Source organism: uncultured Plantibacter sp., from assembly GCF_963518075.1.
Classification (GTDB): Bacteria; Actinomycetota; Actinomycetes; order Actinomycetales; family Microbacteriaceae; genus Plantibacter; species Plantibacter flavus_A.
On record NZ_CAUQHZ010000011.1, the window covers coordinates 59,112 to 79,805 of the forward strand.

Below are 20,694 nucleotides of genomic sequence, written 5' to 3' on the forward strand. Positions count from 1 at the left end.
CGGGCCCGACGGGGACCGCAAGCCCGCGGTGGCGTGCGGCCCGCCCGCGGCGCGTATCGCGGGGCACCGTCGGAGCACCCGCGGACGAGCGGCTCGAACCGCTCCCGGTCCTGCGACCGCCGGCCGATCCGACCATGGCGACGGTCCACCGCATCATCGCGATCGTGTTCCTCGTGCTCCTCGGCGCTCGCCTCCAGGTCTTCCAGGGCTTCACCGTGGGCTTCGGCGTGGCCCTGATCCTGCTCCCCCTCTGGATGGGCGAGCTCCGGAGGTACCGTGGCGGAGTGCCCCTGCTCCTCGGCGGGGTCGCTGCAGCGGTGTCCGGGCTCTGGCTCACGGCTGCGATGGCCGACGACCACCAGACCGGCCAGGGCGTCGCCATCGGTGCGACCATCGTGCTCCTCGGCCCACTCGTGTCGGTCGCGTGCATCGTCTGGACCCGGACGGTCTTGACGCCGTCGCACATCATCGTGTTCTACGGCCTCGGACTGCTCGTCCGAGCCGTCATCGCCGGCCCGGGCGGTACCGCGTACATGACGAACGTGTGGAAGTTCCAGTACTCGGTCCCGCTGACCGTGATCCTGCTCGGACTGGCCCTGGCGACCCGCCGCCGCTGGATCGAGGTCGCCGTCGTCGCCGCCCTCGCAGCCGTGTCGATCCTCAACGACTCGCGGTCGCTGTTCGCGATCCTGCTCCTGACCCTCTGCCTCGTCGCCTGGCAGATGCGCTCCGCCGGCAGGAGCCGCAAGGCGTCGACCGCACGGGTCATCATCGGGATCGGCATCGCCGCGGCGTTCGTGTTCAACGTCGGCCAGGCCCTGCTCCTCGACGGGGTGTTCGGCGCGGAGACCCAGAGTCGCACCGTCGCGCAACTCGATCAGTCGGGATCCATCCTGCTCGGCGGACGACCGGAGCTCGCCGCGACCGCCGCCCTCTTCCTCCATCAGCCGGCGGGGTACGGGAGCGGCACCTACGCCTCTCTGAGCGACGTGCTGGTCGCCAAGACCGGTATGGCCTCCATCGGGTACGACCCGAACAACGGCTACGTCGAACGCTTCATGTTCGGCACCGGGTTCGAGGTCCACTCCACCATCGGCGACCTCTGGGTCCGCTTCGGCCTCATCGGGCTCGCCCTGGCCGTGCTGATCGCCTGGCTCACCATCTACGGCCTCGGGCACGGCATCGCACGGCGCAACGCGAGCGCGGTCGTCATCTTCCTGGGGGTGCGGACCTGTTGGGACCTCTTCTTCAGTCCGCTCTACAGTTCCGTCCCGACGCTCACCCTGTTCCTGGGGCTCGCCCTCATCCTGAAGGTCGGCACCGACGGCCCTGGTGCGGGACGACACCAGGCGACCCTCGCGTCCGAGCACCGTCGGGGGGACGCAGCATGACCGGACCCGTGCGTTCACCCGAGCGGATCGGCATCGTCGTCGTGAACTACGGCGACCCCGCACTCCTCGAGCAGCACCTCGCGACCCTGACCCGCGCCGTACCCGGCCTCCGGACCGTCGTCGTCGACAACTACTCCTCCCCTGCAGCCCGCGACGCCGTCACTCGGCTCGCCGACGCGGAACGCTGGGACGTCATCCTGCCCGACGACAACCTCGGATTCGGCGCCGGCATGAACCTCGGTGTCGCCCGGGCGATCGAACTCGGCGTCGAGCAGGTGCTGCTCCTCAACCCGGACGCGTCGCTCACGCCCGAGGCGCTCGACGTGCTCTCGCATCGTTGCGCCGAGCAGCCGATGACGATGCTCGCTCCGCGGATCGAGCGACCGGACGGCAGCCTGTGGTTCGACGGGGTGGACCTGTATCTGCACGACGGGACGATCCGATCGCGGAGACGACGCGAGGACCACCCCGGGGCAGCCGTGGCGCCGTGGTTGAGCGGTGCCTGCCTCATGCTCAGCACGGAACTCTGGGCGCGCACCGGCGGCTTCCACGACGCCTACTTCCTCTACTGGGAGGATGTCGACCTGTCGCACCGCGTCGTCGCCGTCGGCGGCTCGCTGGCCGTCGTCGAGGAGGCCACCGCCGTCCACGACGAGGGCGGCACCCACGACCGCTCGGACGCCGCCTCGGCGCGTGCCAAGTCGACGACCTACTACTATTTCAACATCCGGAACCGTCTCGTCTACGCGGCCGAACATCTCTCGCCGGCCGAGGTGCGGGCCTGGAGACGCTCGACCATCCCCGTGGCCTGGTCCGTGCTCCTGCAGGGCGGTCGTCGGCAGTTCCTCAGCACCCGCAGCCCCCTCCGTGCGGGCGTCCGCGGGGTCGTCGACGGGCTCCGGCTCTCGAAGGCCGCCGCGCGCGGACGCTGACGCACGCGGTCACGCAGCCAGGCCATCGCCTCGGCGTCGCCGCTGCGCGTGGACGCCTCCCCGCACGTCGAACGGCCGGCCGTCCCGAAGGACGACCGGCCGTTCACCCGCGGTGGACTAGACCGTCGGCTTGACGAGGTACTCGTCGAACCGGGCGATGATCGGCCCGTTGGTCGCGGTGCCCGAGATGTACTGGCTCAGTCCGACGGTGCCGGGAGCCTGCAGCGCCGCCGTCGAGTCGACGCTCGTCAGCTGCCAGTTCGTCGGTTCGGTCGTCCCGGCCGCCCAGACCTTCGCACGCACCGTGGTGGGCGAGGTGCCGAACACCTGCAGACGGACCTGCAGCTGCTGGCCGGGAACGTACACCAGGTCGGCGATGTTCACGGCGGACAGGGTGGTGCCGCCCTGCAGGAGCTGCAGCTGCACCCCGCTGTTCGAGCGGATCCACACCCGCGCCGCGTAGTTCGCCGAGCCGACCTGACGGCCGATCACCGAGACGTAGTTGCCGCCGCCGGTCGGTCCTTGATCGAACGAGACCTTCACGCTGCTGTCGGAGCTCGTCTGGCTCACGCCGTTGAGCGTGGTGGCCCGGGTCTGGCCGGCCGGGGTCGTGATCAAGGCCTTGCCGTCGGCGAGGCTGAACGCGGACGGGTTGTTCGCCGGCGTCCAGGCGCCACCCGCCTCGGCCGTCCCCCACCCGGCACCGGCCGGACGCTCGAAGGCGTCCTGCGCGGTGGCCGGGGTGACCGGGGGCACGACGACCGTTCCTGCCACGGTGACCTGCTTCTGGGTCGCCGCGGTGGCGCCGGCGTTGTCGGTCACGGTCAGCGTCACCGTGAAGGTGCCGTCGGCCGCGTAGGTGTGGCTCGCGGTCGCTCCGGTGGCGGTGGCTCCGTCTCCGAAGTCCCAGGTGTACCCGGTGACGGTGCCGTCGGTGTCGGTTGATCCCGATCCGTCGGTCGTCAGGGCGAGGCCGGTCACGCTCGTCGTGAAGGCGGCGGTCGGTGCGACGTTCGGCGGCGGCGCTTGCACCGTGACCGTGCTGGTCTTGGTGGCGGAGGCTCCCGCGTTGTCGGTCACGGTGAGCTTCACCGGGTACGCCCCTGCAGCCGCGTAGGTGTGACTCGCGGTGACGCCCGTCCCCGAGGTGCCGTCCCCGAAGTCCCAGACGTAGGACGCGATGGAGCCGTCCGAGTCGGTCGACGTCGAAGCGTCGAAGGAGGCGGTCAGGAACGTCGCCGCCTGCGTGAACGCCGCGGTGGGCGGCACGTTCGCCGGCGGCGCCGTGACCGAGCCGGAGGGCTGCGCGATCAGGTTGCCGAAGCGCGTCACCACGGTGCCGCCGGTGGCGGTGCCCGAGATGTACGAGCGGAGGCTCACCGAGCCGGCCGCCTGCAGGGCAGCGGTGCTGTCCGTGGCCGTCAGCTGCCAGGCGGTGGGCTCGGTCGATCCGATCGCCCAGACCTTGGCCTTGAGCTCGGTCGGCGAGGTCCCGACGGCCTGGAACCGGACCTGCAGCTGGGTACCGGGCAAGTAGGTCAGACCGTCGATGTTCACCGCCTTGAGGATCGTGTTCCCGTTCATCAGTTGGAGCTGCACGCCCTGGTTGTTCCGGATCCAGATCCGCGCGGCGTAGCTGTCGGCGCCGACGACGCGACCCATGACCGAGGCGTAGTTCCCGCCGCCGGTCGAGCTCTTGTCGAAGGACAGGCGGACCTGCGTCTCGGTGTCCGTGGCGCCGGCCGTGGTCAGCTTGGCTGTCCGCGTGAGGCCGACTGCGGTCGAGATGAGACCGCTGCCACCCGCCACGGAGTAGTTGGACGCCGCGTCGAGGGTCCAGGCGCCTCCCACGTCGGCGGAACCCCATCCGCCGGTGACCGAGCGGGCGAAGGTGTCCTTCGCCAAGACGGTCGCCGCGGGCGGAGCCACCACCGTGACGGCCTGCGAGGTCGTCGTACTGGCCCCGCCGTTGTCGGTGACCGTCAGCGCGAGCGTGTACGTCCCACCGGCGGCGTAGGCGTGTGCCGCCGTCGCACCCGTGCTGGTCGCGCCGTCACCGAAGTTCCACGCGTAGGAGGCGATCGTCCCGTCCGGGTCGCTCGACGCCGAACCGTCGACCGTGACCGTGAGGCCCGATGCGGTCGGGGTGAAGGCGGCGACCGGGGGCTGGTTCACCGGGACGGTCGTCACGACCGCCTGGCTCGTCTCTCCGAGGAGCCCCTTGTCGTCGGTCACCGTCAGGTGGACGGTGAAGGAGCCCGCCGAGGCGTACGTGTGACTCGGGTTGACGCCGGTCCCGGTCGTGCCGTCGCCGAAGTTCCAGGCGTACGAGGCGATCGTTCCGTCGGAGTCGCTCGATGCCGAGGCGTCGAACTGGACCCCCAGGTTCGCGACGGTCGCGGTGAACGACGCCGTGGGGGCGACGTTCGGTGCGACGACGGTCGCCGGGTGCTGCAGGGTCCCGGTTCCGCCGCGGTTGTCGGTCACCGTGAGCGTCACCGTGTAGGTGCCGGCCGCGGCGTAGGTGTGATCGGTCGTCACGCCGGTGCCGGTAGTGCCGTCGCCGAAGTCCCAGGCGTAGGACGCGATGGTCCCGTCGGAGTCGACCGAGCTCGACGCATCGAGGTGCGCGGTGAGGTCGGTGTTCGTGACGGCGAAGCCGGCGGTCGGAGCGACGTTCGGCAGGATGCCGAGCCCGAGGTCGTGGTGCTGGGTGACCTGCGCCGCGGTGAGCGGCTGCGCGTAGACGGCCACCTCGTCGATGCGTCCGGTGAAGGTGCCGGCCGTTCCACCCCACGTCGTGTCGGAGCCCACGCGCCAGTACCCGGTGTAGTCCTGGGCACTCGTCTGCGGGTTGGTCCCCTGGAGGACACCGTCGACGTAGAGCTTCATGCCCGCCGACGACTGCTGTGCCACGACGTGGTGCCAGGCCCCGTCGTTGTAGGCGGACTGGGTCGTGATCGTGTTGGTCTGACCGGTCCAGGTGCCGAAGGTGAGTTGGCCGCCGTTCTCCATGTAGATGTGCCGGTCGTAGCCGCCGGAACCGCCCTGCTGGTTGGAACCGAAGCCGACGATCTTGCCACCGTTAGTGGTCGTGGTGTTGAACCAGGCCTCGAGCGCGTAGCTCGTCGGGTTGGAGTAAGCGGTGTCGCTGGCGACACCTGCCCCATCGGGACCGAACTGTGCGGAGCGGTTCCCGGCGACGCCGGCGAGCGCACCGTTCTGGTCCTTCCCGACGGCACCGTAGTAGGTGGCGGGGCTGTCGTTCCGGCCGGAGTCCTTCGCCGTGGTGCCGGTCGTCTCATCGAAGCGCCAGTAGGACGTCGGGTCGAGGTTGAACACCGCTGCACCGTAGGCGTCGGTGGGAGCAGCCGGGACCGGCGAGGTCCGGCCGGAGGCCACGTAGTGGTTCACGATCGTGTCGCGGTCGAGGACCGTCGGGTAGATCGCGGTGTCGTCGATCGCGCCGGCGAAGTAGTCGCTCGAGCGCGAGCCCGGCCAACCGCCGAGGTTGTCGCCGCCGACCCGCCAGTAGCCGGTGAAGTCCTGGCCGCTCGTCGTGTCGGTGCGGCTGTCGAGCTTCTTGCCGTCCACGAAGAGCTGCATGCCGTTGGCGCCGAGCGTCGCGACCACGTGGTGCCACTCGCCGTCGTTGTACGCCTTCGAGGACTGGACGGTCCGGACGGTGCCCGGGTAGACACCGAACATCAGGCGCCCGTCGTTGTTCATGAAGATCATGCGGTCGTAGTTCCCGGAGGTCCCGGTGGAGTTCCCGCCGAAGCCGAGGATCTTGCCGCCACGGTCGGTGGTCGTCTTGATCCAGGTCTCAGCGGTGAAGGTGTTCGGTGCGTGCTGCGCCGTCGTGGTCGAGGCTGCGCTGTCGCTCGTGCCGGCGAACGTGGTCGCGGTCGTGTTCGAGCCGATGATCGAACCCGCCGTCCCGCGCGTCGTGTTGCTCGTGAGCGTCAGGTCGTCGCCGGTGGCCCAGTCGTAGCCGGTGGTGCCGCTGGCCTCGCCGAGCGGCCAGAACGACGTGGGACCGGACGCGAGGACGGCCTGCGCGTACGCCGAGGTGGAGCCGTCGGCGGACACGGTCACCGGGACGTTGTCACTCATCGTCGAGTTGCCGAGCGGATCGGTCACCTTGACGCGGTAGTTGACGGTCGTCCCCGGCGTCAGGCCGCTGTCGGTGTACATGAGGTTGCTGACCTTCCAGAAGGTCGAGCGCACGGACTTCGTCATGATCGGCGTCGCCGTCTGGTTGTTGCGGATCAGCTCGTACTTGAGGAGTTCGTTGTCGCGGTCGTTGTTCGTCTTCCAGGAGACGCGCACGGTGCCGCTGGCGAGCGAGACAGCGGTGACCGGGAACGCACTCCCCTTGAGCTTCGGACCCTCGAGGTTCGGTGCGACCGCCTTCGTCGCGAACCGGACCAGTCCCTGCTGCGACTTGTTGTTGACGGCGAGGAACTCCCCGCCGTAGACGACGTAGTTCGTGCTCGCCGCGACGCTCCACGGACCCTGGTTCTGGTTGGTCGCGGTACCGGGAGTGAAGTCCGGGAACCAGCTCAGGATGCTCGGCGTCGGTTGACCGGCGTAGTTGTAGTAGCCGTACGGGTCTGCCGTGGCCGTGCCGGTGGTGGTCTTCGAGAACGCCAGTGCGTTCTGGAAGGTCCACGGCTGGGTCTGCGGGAAGCCGCCGATGTTCCCGCAGTAGTGCGGGTGGCCGGCGATGTAGACGGCGTCGCCGTGCGAGGCGACCGAGTAGGAGTCGCCGTGGCAGTCCTCGACCCAGTTCATGTCGCCGTTCGCCCAGCCGGCGTTGAAGGCCCCCTCGAGGTTGCCCCCGGAGCCGAAGACGTAGCCGGTGCCGTAGACGTTGTTCGCGTCGCTCGTGAGCGAGTAGATCGCGGCGTTGGCGCCGCCGTTGCGGATGAGGCCGTTGACGTTCCACGGGAGGAGCGCACCGGCGGTCGCGTCCACGGCGCCGAGGCCGTAGCCGGGGTTGCTGCTGCCGTTGAGCGTCGTGAACGCTCCGCCGAGGATCACCTTGGACTGATCGGGCGCGATCGCGAGGGCGCGGACGACGCCGCCCTCGGTGACGGGCGCCCAGGGCAGGAGGGCACCGGCGTTCGTGAACGCCGCCGCTCCCTTCCTGGTCTGGCCGCCGGCGTTGGTGAATCCGCCACCGACGTACACCGTGCTGTTCGTCGCTGCGACGCTGTAGGCGATGTAGTTGAGTGCCGGGGCGAAGGACTTGAGGGCGCCGGTCGCCGTGTCGAACGCGGCGATCCGCGTCCGATCCTGCCCGTTGACCTTCGTGAAGCTACCGGCGACGTAGAGGGTCTTGCCGTCAGGCGAGGCTGTGACCGCCTTGACCTCGGCGTTGAGGACCGGAGCGAACGAGTTGATGAGCACGCCGGTGGTGAGGTCGTACGCGAGCAGGTAGGTGCGGTCGACCTCGCCGACGCCGGCTGCGTTGCCGGCCGGACGAGCCTTCGTGAAGGTGCCGCCCGCGTAGACGGTGTTCCCGACGACGACCTGCGACCACACGGTCTTGTTGATCTGCACCGTGGGCAGCGCGTCCGCCGAGACCGTCGATGCCTCGCCGGCGCCCTGGGGGACCGTGTCGGCCACCGCCGGAGCCGCCGTCGCGGTGAACGTGAGCAGCGCGGCGAACACCGCGCCGATCACGCCGAGCGCCACGGGCTTCTTCAACTTGGACGGGACGCCGCGGGCGTCGTTACGGCTCGGCGCGTGCGCGCTCGGTCGATCCTGGGATCGCAGAAATCTGGACACGGGTTCTCGGGTTTCGCTGGAGGCGGGCTCGGGGCGCGACAGAACTCCGCGGACGGGCCGAGGGGTGCGATCGTGTTTCGGATCCACGATCGCCGGCCAGGTGCAGGGGTGCCTCGCTCGTGAACCATAACGCGGGGGGCATCAGGGGCGTCACCCCCAAAACAGGTCCGATTTCACGGGGATCCTGCGGGGGTCAGCGCGGATCCGGATCGGGTCAGCGGGGAGCGGTGACCTGGAACACGGCCGCGGGGACGCCGGCCTGGTAATCGACCAGGATCGTGACGTCGTCGCGCTGCTCGACGGGCACCGTGAAGACGAACGTGGCCGTCGCGGTGTCCCCCGCCGCCACCTCCGGGTCGAAGGGCGCGGCGCCGGGTTCGGTGAGTGGCTCCGCCGGCACCCGGTCGGCTCCGGAGAACGCCGTGACGACCACCGAGCTGAGATCGATGCTGGCGTCGGTGGCGTTCTCGATCGTCGCCGTGAACCGGACCGCGGGTCCGGCTGTCTCGCCCGGGGCCTTCGCTTCGCCGTCGACCGCCTCGAAGTCGCCCAAGGAGACGGTCACGCCGGGCACGATCTCCACGGGTGCGTCACCGGCGACCGGGTCGCGTTCGGGGAGGGCTTCGGCCGGGTCGGTGATGATGGGGCTCGGCGTGGGCGTGCCCGTGATGGCGGGCGGGTTCACGACGTCGCCGGTGCCGACGCGGTTGGCGTTCACCGCGAACACCACGACCACGGCCACCACCGCGACGACGACCGCCGCGAGCACCGAGATGACGACCATCGGGCGTCGGCGCCGCGGGTCGGGCGTGCTCGACGTGGGGGTCTGCTGCTCTGCTGCCGGCTCGCTCACGCCCGTACCTCTCCTCGACGACGGCCACCCGGCGCTCGATGCCCCGAGTGTACTGCCTCGGCTCCGTGCGCGGCCTCGTCCGGCTCGCGACCCCGGCCGCCGCTCATGTCACAATGGCTCACACCACCCGACGCCTCCCCGATCTCGCAGCGAACCCTCGGCTACCGAAAGGCACCGACGAACGCCGAGCGCGACCGATGCACCCGAGCACCGACCCCTGGAGGGTTCATGAGCGGACACCTGACCGTCCTGCAGCAGTTCCCCGTGCCACGCCCTACGACGAACCCGTATCTGGTGATGCTCGCCGACCATCTCCGCGCGGTCCCCGGGGTCTCGGTGCAGAACTTCACCTGGAAGGGCGCGCTCCTCGGGCGGTACGACGCGTTCCACATCCACTGGCCCGAGATCCTCGTGTCGGGGCACACCCCGCTGAAGCAGTTCCTCCGCCAGTGCCTCACCGTGCTGCTCATCGTCCGGCTCGCGGTTACCCGGACCCCGATCGTCAGGACGGTGCACAACGTCGAACTCCCGCAGGACATCTCGCGGGTCGAGATCACGCTGCTCCGCCTCATCGACCGACGCACGGACTTCCGGATCACGCTCAACGAGACGACGACCCTGCCCGAGGACCAACCGTCCATCCTGATCCCGCACGGCCACTACCGTGAGTGGTTCGCCCGTCACCCGCGCGCTGCACAGCAGGACGGCCGGTTCGGGTACTTCGGGCTGATCCGCCGCTACAAGGGTGTCGAAACCCTCATCGAGGCGTTCCGTTCCGCGGTGTCGACGACCCGCGGACTCTCGCTCCGCGTCGGCGGCAAGCCGTCGACGGCGGAACTCGCCGACACCCTCACCTCGCTGGCCGGCCGGGAGGACGACGTCCTGCTCGACCTCCACTTCCTCGGTGACGACGAACTCGTGGACATCGCGACCTCGTCGGAGCTCGTGGTCCTCCCGTACCGGTTCATGCACAACTCCGGCAGCACGCTGGCCGCCCTGTCGCTGGACCGCCCGGTGCTCGTGCCGGACAACGCCGTGAACCGACTCCTCGAAGCCGAGGTCGGGCCCGGTTGGGTCCATCGGTTCTCCGGCGAGCTCGATGCCGAGGCACTGCTCTCGGCGATGGAACACGTCCGCGCCACAGCGCGCGGTCCGGTGACGTTCGTCGACCGTGATTGGGATCTCGGAGCCGCACGACACGTCGAGGCCTACCGACGGGCCATCGCCGCCCGACGCGGAGCTCCGGCGCCCACGGCCGGGGCCGCGCGATGACCGGGTCGTCCGCAGGCAGGCCCGACGCCCGTACTGCCGAGGTCCGCCTCGTCGTCGGCATCCTCACCTTCCGACGCCCGACAGCCCTTGCCGCGAGCCTGCCGAAGGTGCTGGAGCAGACCCGGTGGCTCCGCGATGCCGACGCGGCGGTCGTGAGCACCGAGGTGCTCGTGATCGACAACGACCCCGCAGCGAGCGCCAGGGAGGTCGCCGGGTCGACGGCGGGCGTCCGCTACGTGGTGGAATCGACACCGGGCATCGCGGCGGCGAGGAACCGGGCGCTCTCCGAGGCGGATCCGGCCGAGCTCCTCGTCTTCATCGACGACGACGAGGAACCGGGCGAGCACTGGCTGCTGCCCATCGTCGAGACGTGGCGGGCGACGGGCGCTGCGGCGGTCATGGGTCGCGTGCAGTCGCACCTGCCGGAGGGCACCGACCCGTGGGTCGTCGCGGGCGGGTTCTTCGACCGCGTGCAGCGCCCGACGGGCACCGTCATCGGCGAGGCCGCCGCCGGGAACCTGCTCCTGGACCTCGACCAGGTCCGCGCACTCGGCGTGCGGTTCGAGTCGAAACTCGAGCTCGGCGGTGGCGAGGACACGCTCTTCAGCAAGCACCTCGTCCGGCGGGGCGGGCGGATCGTCTGGTGCAACGAGTCCGTCACCCACGACTTCGTCGAACGGGACCGAGCGACGAAGCGCTGGGCGTTGAAGCGCGCGTGGAGCCATGGCAACACCAGGATCACGGTGGAGCGGTACTTCGCGTCGGGGCGCCGTGACCGAGCGCGGATCCGTGTGGTCGCGGCGGTGGGTGGTGCCGCTCGGGCCGCGGTCGGTGTCGCACGTTCCGTGTTCGGGACGCTCACCGGCTCGCTCCATCACCGGGCGCGCGGCGCGCGAGCCATCCGGAAGGGTGGCGGCATGTTCGTCGGCGCCTTCGGCGTGGTCTTCCGCGAGTACGCGCGGGACGAGGGATCATGAGCGGTCTCGGATCACGGCTCAAGGATCGCGTGAAGCGGTCGCTACCGGCCCTGGGCTCGATCATCGAGATCGAGACCTCGACCCCGACCGTCGTGTTGACCTACGACGACGGGCCGCACCCGGTCGGTACGGACGGCGTCCTCCGATCCCTCGCCGACGCCGGGGCGACCGCCACGTTCTTCGTCCTGCTGAGCAGCGCTCGCCGTCACCCGGAGCTCATCCCGCGGATCACCGCGGAGGGGCATGAGATCGCCCTGCACGGTGTCGACCACCGTCGTCTCACGGCGTTCACAGCTGAGCAGGTCACCCGGCGCACCGTCGACGCGAAGCACGAGCTCGAGGACCTCGCCGGCACGCCCGTCCGATGGTTCCGACCACCGTACGGGGCTCAGCATCTCGCGACCTGGCGTGCCATCCGCCGGGCCGACCTCGAATCCGTCCTCTGGTCGGCGACCACCTGGGACGCGCGCGCCGTCGCCGCCGAGGAGCGCGTCGCCCACGCCCTGGCCGACTGCCGCCCGGGGACGATCCTGCTGGCGCACGATGCCTTCGCCGGACCGGCCGACGGTGTCGACGACGGAGCCGAGCCCGAGGTCGACCGCGGGGCGCTCATCGCGACCCTGCTCGCCGAGTTCCGGGCGCGAGGCTGGGTCGGCCGGTCGCTCGCCGATGCGCTCGAGCACGGTCGACCGGTCAAGAGCGCCGTCTTCTCGTCCTGAGCCCTGTCCGGGTGCCACTCGAAAGTGGACTCGGCAAGCCGTGATGCCCCTCATAGGCTCGCAAGTGGCCCGATGGACGTGCCGAGCACCGGAGTCGATCCAGCCGGCTCCGTGCGCACACCACACGAGCACGCCAGGGGGCGAACATGACCGATCGAAGCACCGTCGGACGCGTGGGCTACGCCGCAGGGGCCTTCGACCTCTTCCACGTCGGTCACCTGAACATCCTGCGCCACGCCAAGAGCGCGTGCGACTACCTCATCGCCGGAGTCGTCTCGGATGAGCTGCTCCGCACCCGCAAGCGCATCGAGCCCGTGGTCCCGCTGACGGAGCGTCTCGAGATCGTCCGCCACATCGGCTTCGTCGACGAGGCCGTCGAGGAGACCTGGGACGACAAGCTCCAGGCGTGGGACGCGCTCCGGTTCGACATCTTCTTCAAGGGCGACGACTGGCGCGGGACCGCCGAGGGCCTCCGGCTCGAAGCGGAGTTCGCCAAGGTCGGCGTCGAGGTCGTCTACTTCCCATACACGATGAGCACCTCGAGCACGGCACTCCGTCGTGCGCTCGCCCAGCTCGAGGAGCAGCGCGAGCTCGACACGACGCTCGTCCAGGCCTGACACCCGCGCTCCCTGCGCCCGTTCCGCCGCCGCGGCCACGCTCCCGTTCGCCACGACAGCGAGGTACTGTTGGACGGATCGACTCACAGGGCGGTGGACACATGACGAAGGCTCGGCAGGCGTTGCTCGCCCGGCTCACCGGCTCGCTGCCCGTCCACGGGTCGATCGTCGGCGTCGCGACCGAGGAGCGGACGGTCGTCATCACCTACGGCGACGGCCCGAGCCCTGACGGTACGCCTGGGGTCCTCGATGCCCTCGCCGAGGCCGGAGCGACCGCGACGTTCTTCGTCCTCGTCGGCCGCGCGCGGAAGTACCCGGAGCTCATCGAACGCATCGTCGCCGGTGGGCATGAACTCGCGCTGCACGGCGACGACCACGTTCGCCTCACGGACTTCTCCGAAGAGGTCGCCTACCGGCGCACCCTCGCCGCCAAACAGGAGCTCGAGCAGCTGAGCGGCCAGCCTATCGAGTGGTTCCGGCCGCCCTACGGCGCGCAGAGCATCGAGACGTGGCAGGCCGTCAAACGAGCCGGTTTGCAGACCGTGCTGTGGACCGCGACCGCCTGGGACGTCAAGGACGTCGGCGAGCACGAGCGCGTCGCCCACGCCGTCCGGCACTGCCACCAGGGCTCGATCCTGCTCGCCCACGACGGCTTCGCCGGCCCGGCCGACGGCGTCGACGACGGCCCGGAACCCGAGGTCGACCGCGGTGCGCTCGCAGCCGAGCTGCTGAGCGGGTTCGCCCGCGAGGGCCTCGTCGGCCGATCGCTCGGCGAAGCGCTGCGCGAGGGCAAGGCCGTCCGCCGGGCCCGCTTCACGGAATAGCCGCCAGCGGCTCCGGCTCCCCTGAGCCGCCGCCGGTCCCTGAGCCGCCCCCGGTCCCTGAGCCGCCGCCGGTCCCTGAGCCTGTCGAAGGGCGTCATCAGCGACCGGAACAGCCCCTCAGTCCTTCGCGAACCGGTCCGTCGCGTCGATGAGCGCCGACAGGATGCCCGGCTCGTCGAAGGCGTGCCCCGCGTCGGGGACGATCGTGAAGTCCGCCTCCGGCCACGCCCGGTGCAGGTCCCACGCGGTGAAGACCGGCGTGCACATGTCGTAGCGGCCCTGGACGATCACACCGGGGACTCCGGCGAGCTTGCCGGCGTCACGGATGAGCTGCTCGGGTTCGAACCAGCCCTTGTTCGTGAAGAAGTGGTTCTCGATGCGCGCGAACGCCACCGCGAAGTGCGGGTCGGTGAAGCGCGCGACGGTCTCCGCCTGCGGGAGCAGCGTGATCGTCGACGACTCCCACCGCGACCAGGCGACGGCCGCCGGCCCGTGGACGGCCGGGTCCTCGTCGAACAGCCGCCGGTGGTAGGCCTCGATGAGGTGGCGGCGCTCGCCGACCGGGATCGGCTCGAGGTAGCCCTCCCACAGGTCGGGGAAGACCGCGGAGGCACCACCCTCGTAGAACCAGTCGAGCTCGGCGTCGCGCAGGGTGAAGATGCCGCGGAGCACGAGCTCGGTGACGCGCTTCGTGTGCTTCTGGGCGTAGGCGAGCGCGAGCGTCGACCCCCAGGACCCACCGAACACCATCCAGCGCTTGATCTTCAGCGCCTTCCGGAGCGTCTCCAGGTCGGCGACGAGGTGCCAGGTGGTGTTCGTCGACAGGTCGGCCGCCGGGTCGCTCGCGTGCGGCGTGCTCCTGCCGCAGCCGCGCTGGTCGACGAGGACGATGCGGTAGCGCTTCGGGTCGAAGAGCCGACGGTGGACGGGACTCGTCGCGCCGCCAGGGCCACCGTGGAGGAACACGACGGGCTTGCCGTCGGGGTTGCCGGAGGTCTCCCAGTACAGCGACTGCCCGTCGCCGACGTCGAGCATGCCGGTCTCGTACGGCTCGATCTCGGGATACAGCTCAGCCATGCGGTCCACTTCCTCCTGCGTTCACGACATGTGTCTCACCTAGCATGCCGCACCCATCGCCCCACAGCTCGCGAGGGGTCCCGAATGGTCCCCTCGGCACGCGCTGAACCGACCATTCGGGACCCCTCGCGGGCTAGAGCTGGTCGGCGGACACCGAGAAGGTGTCGCAGGCGGACGGACCGGACTGGTACCCGGTCATGAACCAGCGCTGACGCTGCTCGGCGGAGCCGTGGGTCCAGGCCTCTGGGTTCACCTGGCCGGTCGCGGCCTCCTGGATGCGGTCGTCACCGACGGCCGCCGCGGCGCTCAGCGCGTCGTCGATCTCCTGCTGGGTCACGGGCTTCAGGAAGGCGACCCCCTTCGCGTCCTCCGTGTCCGACGCCGCGGCGACCCAGGCACCGGCGAAGCAGTCGGCCTGGACCTCGATCCGTACGGAGTCGGAGGCGGGCCCGGTACCGCTGCGATCGGCGCGGTCCATGATGCCGGTGAGCGCCTGGATGTGGTGCCCCCACTCGTGGGCGACGACGTACATCTCGGCGAGCGGTCCGCCCGACGCCCCGAAGCGGTCGCGCAGTTCAGCGTAGAAGCTGGTGTCGATGTAGATGGTCTGATCCGGAGGGCAGTAGAACGGGCCGGTGGCGCTCGTGGCGGCCCCGCAACCCGTGTTCGTCTGCTGATCGAAGATGATGAAATCGGCCGGCGAGGTGTAGTCGGCACCGAGCGCGGGCAGCTCCTCGGCCCAGTAGGCGTCGAGCGACGAGTAAGCACCACCCATGCGGCAGTCGACGCTCGCGTTCGCGTCGGCGCCCGTCTGGCACTCGTCGGAGAGCTGGGTCTCCTCCTGCTGGCCCCCGCCGACACCCGCGCCACCGAGGATGCCCGACACGTCGACCCCGAGGAACTGCGAGATGAGGGCGATCACGATGACGCCGACCGCGCCGCCACCGACGGCGATGCCGGTCGTGCGGCCCCGTCGCTTGACCTTGTTCCCGCTGATGTCGGCGTTGTCGTTGAACGTCATGTCGGCACCCTACCGCGCAGCGCGAGGTGAGGCATATCGTCGCCGGACCCTTGCGCCGACGACGATCTGCCTCCCGTCAGCCGGCTGCGGTCAGCGCTGCTTCTTCGTGAGCGTCTTCTCGTCGACGGGCGCGTCGCCCGAGGCGCGGAGGGCGGCGAAGTAGTCGGCGGCCTCCTGCTGACGCTGCGCCTCCTGGCCCGTCGCAATGGGTGCCCGCACGTGCTCGGGCGCGAAGCCGAACGCCTCGACGAGATCGAGGGCGTGCGGACGCAGCCGGGAGATGAGGCGGTCGACGTAGGCGCTGACGGCCTGGCCGCGCTGCGGCGAGAGGCGCCCGTGGATGAGGTACCAGGCGAGGTGCTTCTCGATGAGCGAGAGCCCGAAGAGGTCGTGCACCCAGGTCAGTACCTGCTTCGTCCCGGGATCCTGGATCTGCTCGACACCCTCGGTGAACGCCTCCCACTGCAGGAGCTCGCCATGGGCGCGCGCCGCCTCGATGAGCTCGTTCTGGTGTGCATTGAACAGGTCGGACGCGGCCTGCTTCGAGAGCTTGTTCGCGCCGCGCAGCTTGGTCGCGACCTCGGCGATCATCGACTCGACGCGCTCGGTCAGCAGCTCGCGTTGGACGTTCGTGTCGCGCAGCTGGCTCACCGAGCGTGCGGTGGACCCGAAGTCCTTCACGGTCTGCGCAAGGCTCCGGAGTCCGCTGCTGTGGACGGCGCGGTCGGTCGCCTGCTCGACGACGTAGCGGGCGAGCGCACCGGCGTCGACCTTCGCGAACTTCCGGCTGTAGTCGGTGAGGAGTCGCTTGGCGACGAGCTGCAGCAGCACGTTGTTGTCGCCCTCGAACGTCGCGTAGACGTCGAGGTCGGCGCGCAGGCCGGTGAGGCGGTTCTCCGCGAGGAAGCCGTTGCCACCGCATGCCTCGCGCGCCTCCTGGAGCGTGTCGAGCGCGTGCCAGGTCGACAGCGGCTTGAGGGCCGCCGCGAGCGTCTCGAGGTCTTGACGGTCGTCGTCCGAGTCGGCCTTGCCGCTGAACACCTCGTCGAACTTCACGAGCAGTCGGTCGTGGGCGAAGATCTGCGCGTACGTCGTCGCAAGGCGCGGCAGGAGCCGACGCTGGTGGCGCTGGTAGTCGAGGATGACCTCTTCCTGGGTGTCGCTGCCCGCGTTGAACTGCCGACGCTCACTGCCGTAGGTGATCGCGATCTGGAGGGCGAGCGCGGAGGCCGACGTGGCGGCCCCGTCGAGGGACACCCGGCCCTGGACGAGCGTCCCGAGCATAGTGAAGAAGCGACGCCCGGGGCTCTTGATCGGCGAGGAGTAGGTGCCGTCCTCGGCGACGTCGCCGTAGCGGTTGAGGAGGTTGGTGCGCGGCACGCGCACCCCGGTGAAGTGGAGCCGGCCGTTGTCGATGCCGTTGAGCCCGCCCTTCAGACCGTCGTCCTCGCCGCCGATCCCGGGGAGGAACGCACCCTCGTCGTCGCGGATCGGCACGTAGAAGCAGTGCACACCGTGGTTCACGCCCTTCGTGATGAGCTGCGCGAACAGCGTCGCCGCCTTCCCGTGGACCGCTGCGTTGCCGAGGTAGTCCTTCCACGCCGCGCGGAACGGGGTGTCGATGACGAACTCCTGGGTCTCCGGGTCGTACGTCGCGGTGGTCGCGATCGAGGCGACGTCGGAGCCGTGACCGGACTCCGTCATCGCGAAGGCGCCGGGGACGTCGAGGTTCATCGCGCCGGGCAGGAACGCGTCGTGGTGCGGCTCGGTGCCCAGGTGCAGGATCGCCGCACCGAAGAGCCCCCACTGCACACCGGACTTGATCTGGAGGGACGGGTCGGCGAGGACGAGCTCCTCGAACCCGGCGATGTTGCCGCCGTGGTCGTCGGCACCGCCGAGGCGCTTCGGGAACGCCTTGTGCACCTGACCGTTCTCGACGAGGAGCTTGAGCTGGTGGAAGACGCGGTCGCGATGGTCGTCCATCGACTGGCCCTCGATGCGCTGCATCTCCGGCTTGGCGGCGAGCGCCCGGGACGCGAGACGGGCCTCAGGCCAGGTGCCGAGCAGCTGGTGCGCCAGCGCCGGGACGTCGATCCGCGCGTCGGACGGCGCCACCTCGACCGTCGCTGCCGTGCTCCCGCTGACGCTCGTCCGGATCGCTGTGTCGACCATCGCTGTGTCCTGCCTTTCACCCATGAAAACCTCCCACAATGGTAGGACTGTCATAACGATGGGTGAAAGCGCCTGTGGGATGTGGACAAGGGCCCGCCCGATCGTCGTCGATCGACTTGGTCCTCCCCCACAGCTGTCGCAGCTGGCTCTCAGGAGCGGCGTCAGGCGTTGGCGGCGACGACCTCGATGAGCGCTTGCCCGTAGGCGTCGAGCTTCTTCGCGCCGATGCCGCTGATGCCGTCGAGCGCGCCGAGCGAGTCGGGCTTCGCCGTCGCGACCTCCCGCAGAGTCGCGTCGCCGAAGACGATGTAGGCGGGGACGCCCTGCTCCTTCGCCACCGCGGCCCGCCAGGCACGCAAGGCCTGGAACAGCTCGGCCGCGGCCGGCTCGAGCTCGGCGTTCGCGCTCGACGAGCGGGAGGACGACCTCGACGAGGAGCGGGCGGCGCGTTCCGGCTCGCGACGCATGGCCACCGGCCGGTTCCCCGCGAGCACCTCGGCGCTCCCCTCGGTGAGGCCGAGCGTGCCGTACTCGCCGACGGTGGCCAGGAGGTCGCGTGCGAGCAGCTGACGGACGACGCCGCGCCATTCCTGGTCGCTGAGGTCCTCGCCGATGCCGAAGGTCGCGAGTTCGTCGTGCCGCTGCTGGGCGACGCGGTCGGTGCGCTTGCCGCGGAGGATGTCGATGATCTGCCCCGCACCGAAGGACTGGTTGCGCTCGCGCTTCAGGCGCACGATCGTCGAGAGGAGCTTCTGCGCCGGCACGGTGCCGTCCCAGGTGACCGGGGGTTCGAGACAGGTGTCGCAGTTGCCGCACGGCGTGGAGGGCTGACCGAAGTAGCGCAGCAGGTTGACCCGGCGGCAGTCGACGGTCTCGCAGAGGGCCAGCATCGCGTCGAGGTGGGCGCTGAGATTGCGCTGGTGCGCGAGGTCGCCCGGCGACTCGGCGATCATGCGCCGCTGCTGGACGACGTCCTGCAGACCGTACGCGAGCCAGGCGATGGACGGCTCGCCGTCTCGCCCCGCGCGGCCCGTCTCCTGGTAGTAGCCTTCGACGCTCTTCGGGAGGTCGACGTGGGCGACGAAGCGGACGTCCGGCTTGTCGATCCCCATGCCGAAGGCGATGGTCGCGACCACCACGACGCCGTCCTCGCGGAGGAAGCGCGACTGCGCCGCGGCACGCACGGAGGCGTCGAGTCCGGCGTGGTACGCCACGGCGTCCACCCCGTTGTCGCGCAGCAGCTGTGCCGTCTGCTCCACCGTCTTCCGACTCAGGCAGTAGACGATCCCCGCGGTGCCGGCCGGCTGCTCCTTCACGAACGCGACGAGCTGCTTGCGGACCTCGTTCTTGCCGACGATCCGGTACTGGATGTTCGGGCGGTCGAAGCTCGAGACGAAGTGCTTCGCCTCGCCGAGGTGGAGCCGCTGCGTGATCTCCTGGTGCGTCGCCTCGGTCGCGGTCGCCGTGAGTGCGATGCGCGGGACGTCGGGCCAGCGTTCGGCGAGCTCGCCGAGCATGAGGTAGTCGGGACGGAAGTCGTGCCCCCACTGCGACACACAGTGCGCCTCGTCGATCGCGAGCAGGGCGATGGTGCCCTGGCCGAGGAAGCGCCGGGTCGCCTCGGAGCTCAAACGCTCGGGCGCGACGTAGAGGAGGTCGAGCTCGCCCGCGAGGTAGGCCTGTTCGACCCGGGAGCGCTCAGCCGGATCCTGGGTCGAGTTGAGGAACGCGGCGCGGACACCGACGGCGAGGAGGGCGTCGACCTGGTCCTGCATGAGGGCGATCAGTGGGGAGACGACGATGCCGGTGCCCGGCCGGAGCAGGGCGGGGATCTGGTAGCAGAGGCTCTTGCCCCCACCCGTCGGCATGAGGACGACCGCGTCGCCGCCTCCGGCGACCTGCTCGATGATCTGCTGCTGCTCACCGCGGAACGCGTCGTACCCGAAGACCGTGTGGAGTGCCTCCTGCGCCGTGGCGAACTTCTGGCCTGCCGCACGCACCGCCACCACAGGCGGAGCGGCGGGAGCCGAGGTGACAGCACCGCTCCCCCAGGCGACGCCACCGCCGAGATACGCGTCGTCGGGCGGCGGGGCGTCGAAGTCGTCGGGAGCGTCCGCGTCGTCCGGGATCCAGTCGGGTTCGGTGCTCCAGCTCATCCGTCGATCGTAGCCGCAGCGGCTGACACCCCGGTGCCCCTCCACAGGAACGGATCCGAAGAATTTCGCTCCTCTTAATGCGCGACCCCGTCCGAGTCGCGATCGGATCTTTTTCCAAACCACCCCCGAGGGGGCTCCGAAGTGTCATCGAGGGCCGGTTCTGAGAGGCACTCGACAACCGGTCCAAACCTCATCAAAGGAGAATCACATGCGTACCATCAAGCGAAACCACATGGCAGTGCTCGCACTCGCCGCCGTCGCGACCTTCGGCCTCGCCGCCTGTTCCAGCGGCTCCAGCTCCGACAGCGGTTCGTCGATGGAGCCGAGCTCCGCTCCCTCCGAGTCGAGCATGACCTCCGACCCCGCAGCGGACCTCGTCGGCTCGGGCTGCGCCGCCTACGCCGAGGCTGTCCCGGACGGTGCAGGCTCCGTCGCCGGCATGTCGGCCGACCCCGTCGCCGTCGCCGCGTCGAACAACCCGCTCCTCACCACGCTGACCGCTGCGGTCTCCGGCCAGCTGAACCCCGACGTCAACCTCGTCGACACGCTGAACGGCTCCGAATTCACCGTCTTCGCCCCGGTCGACGACGCGTTCAAGAAGATCGACGCCGCCACGATCGACAGCCTCAAGACGCCTGAGGGTGCCGCGACGCTGACCTCGATCCTCACGTACCACGTGATCCCCGGCCAGATCGCTCCGTCCGACATCGACGGTGAGCAGACCACCGTCGAGGGTGGAACCGTCAAGGTCGAGGGCTCGGGTGACAACATCACCGTCAACGGTGCCAAGGTCATCTGCGGTGGCGTCAAGACCGCCAACGCGACCGTGTACCTCATCGACTCGGTGCTGATGCCGCCGGCAAAGTAGCCGACCGCGGGTTCACCCG

At 70.0% G+C, this 20,694-nt stretch carries 14 protein-coding genes; 8 read left to right on the top strand and 6 right to left on the bottom strand.

Annotation, left to right across the window (positions count from 1 at the left end; genetic code table 11):
- Positions 1-134 precede the first annotated feature (134 nt).
- Entirely contained in the window at positions 135-1,391 is a 1,257-nt protein-coding gene (locus RWN05_RS13425; protein WP_314139869.1) for a hypothetical protein, read from the top strand.
- A complete protein-coding gene (locus RWN05_RS13430; RefSeq protein WP_079001526.1) occupies positions 1,388-2,323 on the top strand; it encodes a glycosyltransferase in 936 nt (311 codons plus the stop codon). Before RWN05_RS13425 ends, RWN05_RS13430 begins: the two co-directional genes overlap by 4 nt.
- Before the next feature lie 117 nt (positions 2,324-2,440).
- Here RWN05_RS13430 and RWN05_RS13435 read toward each other — a convergent pair whose 3' ends face one another.
- Both RWN05_RS13435 and RWN05_RS13440 read right to left on the bottom strand, forming a co-directional pair.
- The gene (locus tag RWN05_RS13435; protein ID WP_153303383.1) at positions 2,441-8,119 is read right to left on the bottom strand and encodes a PKD domain-containing protein; all 5,679 of its coding nucleotides are present in this window, start codon (positions 8,117-8,119) and stop codon (positions 2,441-2,443) included.
- A gap of 214 nt (positions 8,120-8,333) precedes the next feature.
- A complete protein-coding gene (locus RWN05_RS13440; RefSeq protein ID WP_314139871.1) occupies positions 8,334-8,972 on the bottom strand; it encodes a hypothetical protein in 639 nt (212 codons plus the stop codon).
- A 228-nt stretch (positions 8,973-9,200) separates the two neighbouring features.
- Between RWN05_RS13440 and RWN05_RS13445 the strand changes: the two genes are divergently transcribed.
- The 5 genes from RWN05_RS13445 to RWN05_RS13465 all read left to right on the top strand — a co-directional run bounded on the left by RWN05_RS13445 (position 9,201) and on the right by RWN05_RS13465 (position 13,381).
- Positions 9,201-10,244, top strand: a complete 1,044-nt coding sequence (locus RWN05_RS13445) for a glycosyltransferase (protein ID WP_071259750.1) — start codon at positions 9,201-9,203, stop codon at positions 10,242-10,244.
- Positions 10,241-11,221: a glycosyltransferase gene (locus tag RWN05_RS13450; protein WP_314139873.1), complete on the top strand. Its 981-nt coding sequence runs from the start codon at positions 10,241-10,243 to the stop codon at positions 11,219-11,221. Before RWN05_RS13445 ends, RWN05_RS13450 begins: the two co-directional genes overlap by 4 nt.
- A complete protein-coding gene (locus RWN05_RS13455) occupies positions 11,218-11,940 on the top strand; it encodes a polysaccharide deacetylase family protein (protein WP_314139875.1) in 723 nt (240 codons plus the stop codon). The genes RWN05_RS13450 and RWN05_RS13455 overlap by 4 nt, the downstream gene beginning before the upstream one ends.
- Before the next feature lie 146 nt (positions 11,941-12,086).
- Positions 12,087-12,557, top strand: coding sequence for an adenylyltransferase/cytidyltransferase family protein (locus RWN05_RS13460; protein WP_064294253.1), 471 nt, complete (start codon positions 12,087-12,089; stop codon positions 12,555-12,557).
- Positions 12,558-12,658: 101 nt separating this feature from the next.
- Positions 12,659-13,381: a polysaccharide deacetylase family protein gene (locus RWN05_RS13465; protein WP_314139877.1), complete on the top strand. Its 723-nt coding sequence runs from the start codon at positions 12,659-12,661 to the stop codon at positions 13,379-13,381.
- 117 nt (positions 13,382-13,498) lie between these two features.
- Here RWN05_RS13465 and pip read toward each other — a convergent pair whose 3' ends face one another.
- The 4 genes from pip to recQ all read right to left on the bottom strand — a co-directional run bounded on the left by pip (position 13,499) and on the right by recQ (position 19,807).
- Positions 13,499-14,458: a prolyl aminopeptidase gene (pip, locus tag RWN05_RS13470; RefSeq protein ID WP_285038334.1), complete on the bottom strand. Its 960-nt coding sequence runs from the start codon at positions 14,456-14,458 to the stop codon at positions 13,499-13,501.
- Positions 14,459-14,591: 133 nt separating this feature from the next.
- Entirely contained in the window at positions 14,592-15,479 is an 888-nt protein-coding gene (locus tag RWN05_RS13475) for a neutral zinc metallopeptidase (protein WP_121291646.1), read from the bottom strand.
- A gap of 90 nt (positions 15,480-15,569) precedes the next feature.
- On the bottom strand, positions 15,570-17,651 hold the full coding sequence (locus tag RWN05_RS13480) for an acyl-CoA dehydrogenase (protein WP_079001514.1): 2,082 nt from the start codon (positions 17,649-17,651) through the stop codon (positions 15,570-15,572).
- A 161-nt stretch (positions 17,652-17,812) separates the two neighbouring features.
- On the bottom strand, positions 17,813-19,807 hold the full coding sequence (recQ, locus tag RWN05_RS13485) for a DNA helicase RecQ (protein WP_314139880.1): 1,995 nt from the start codon (positions 19,805-19,807) through the stop codon (positions 17,813-17,815).
- A 208-nt stretch (positions 19,808-20,015) separates the two neighbouring features.
- Between recQ and RWN05_RS13490 the strand changes: the two genes are divergently transcribed.
- Positions 20,016-20,675: a fasciclin domain-containing protein gene (locus RWN05_RS13490; RefSeq protein WP_064294247.1), complete on the top strand. Its 660-nt coding sequence runs from the start codon at positions 20,016-20,018 to the stop codon at positions 20,673-20,675.
- Positions 20,676-20,694: the final 19 nt, after the last annotated feature.

Coding starts and splice junctions, on each gene's coding strand:
- RWN05_RS13430 (WP_079001526.1), top strand. CDS start 1,388: ATGACCGGACCCGTGCGTTCACCCGAGCGGATCGGCATCGTCGTCGTG.
- RWN05_RS13455 (WP_314139875.1), top strand. CDS start 11,218: ATGAGCGGTCTCGGATCACGGCTCAAGGATCGCGTGAAGCGGTCGCTA.
- RWN05_RS13480 (WP_079001514.1), bottom strand. CDS start 17,651: ATGGTCGACACAGCGATCCGGACGAGCGTCAGCGGGAGCACGGCAGCG.
- RWN05_RS13450 (WP_314139873.1), top strand. CDS start 10,241: ATGACCGGGTCGTCCGCAGGCAGGCCCGACGCCCGTACTGCCGAGGTC.
- RWN05_RS13475 (WP_121291646.1), bottom strand. CDS start 15,479: ATGACGTTCAACGACAACGCCGACATCAGCGGGAACAAGGTCAAGCGA.
- RWN05_RS13445 (WP_071259750.1), top strand. CDS start 9,201: ATGAGCGGACACCTGACCGTCCTGCAGCAGTTCCCCGTGCCACGCCCT.
- recQ (WP_314139880.1), bottom strand. CDS start 19,807: ATGAGCTGGAGCACCGAACCCGACTGGATCCCGGACGACGCGGACGCT.
- pip (WP_285038334.1), bottom strand. CDS start 14,458: ATGGCTGAGCTGTATCCCGAGATCGAGCCGTACGAGACCGGCATGCTC.
- RWN05_RS13465 (WP_314139877.1), top strand. CDS start 12,659: ATGACGAAGGCTCGGCAGGCGTTGCTCGCCCGGCTCACCGGCTCGCTG.
- RWN05_RS13490 (WP_064294247.1), top strand. CDS start 20,016: ATGCGTACCATCAAGCGAAACCACATGGCAGTGCTCGCACTCGCCGCC.
- RWN05_RS13425 (WP_314139869.1), top strand. CDS start 135: ATGGCGACGGTCCACCGCATCATCGCGATCGTGTTCCTCGTGCTCCTC.
- RWN05_RS13460 (WP_064294253.1), top strand. CDS start 12,087: ATGACCGATCGAAGCACCGTCGGACGCGTGGGCTACGCCGCAGGGGCC.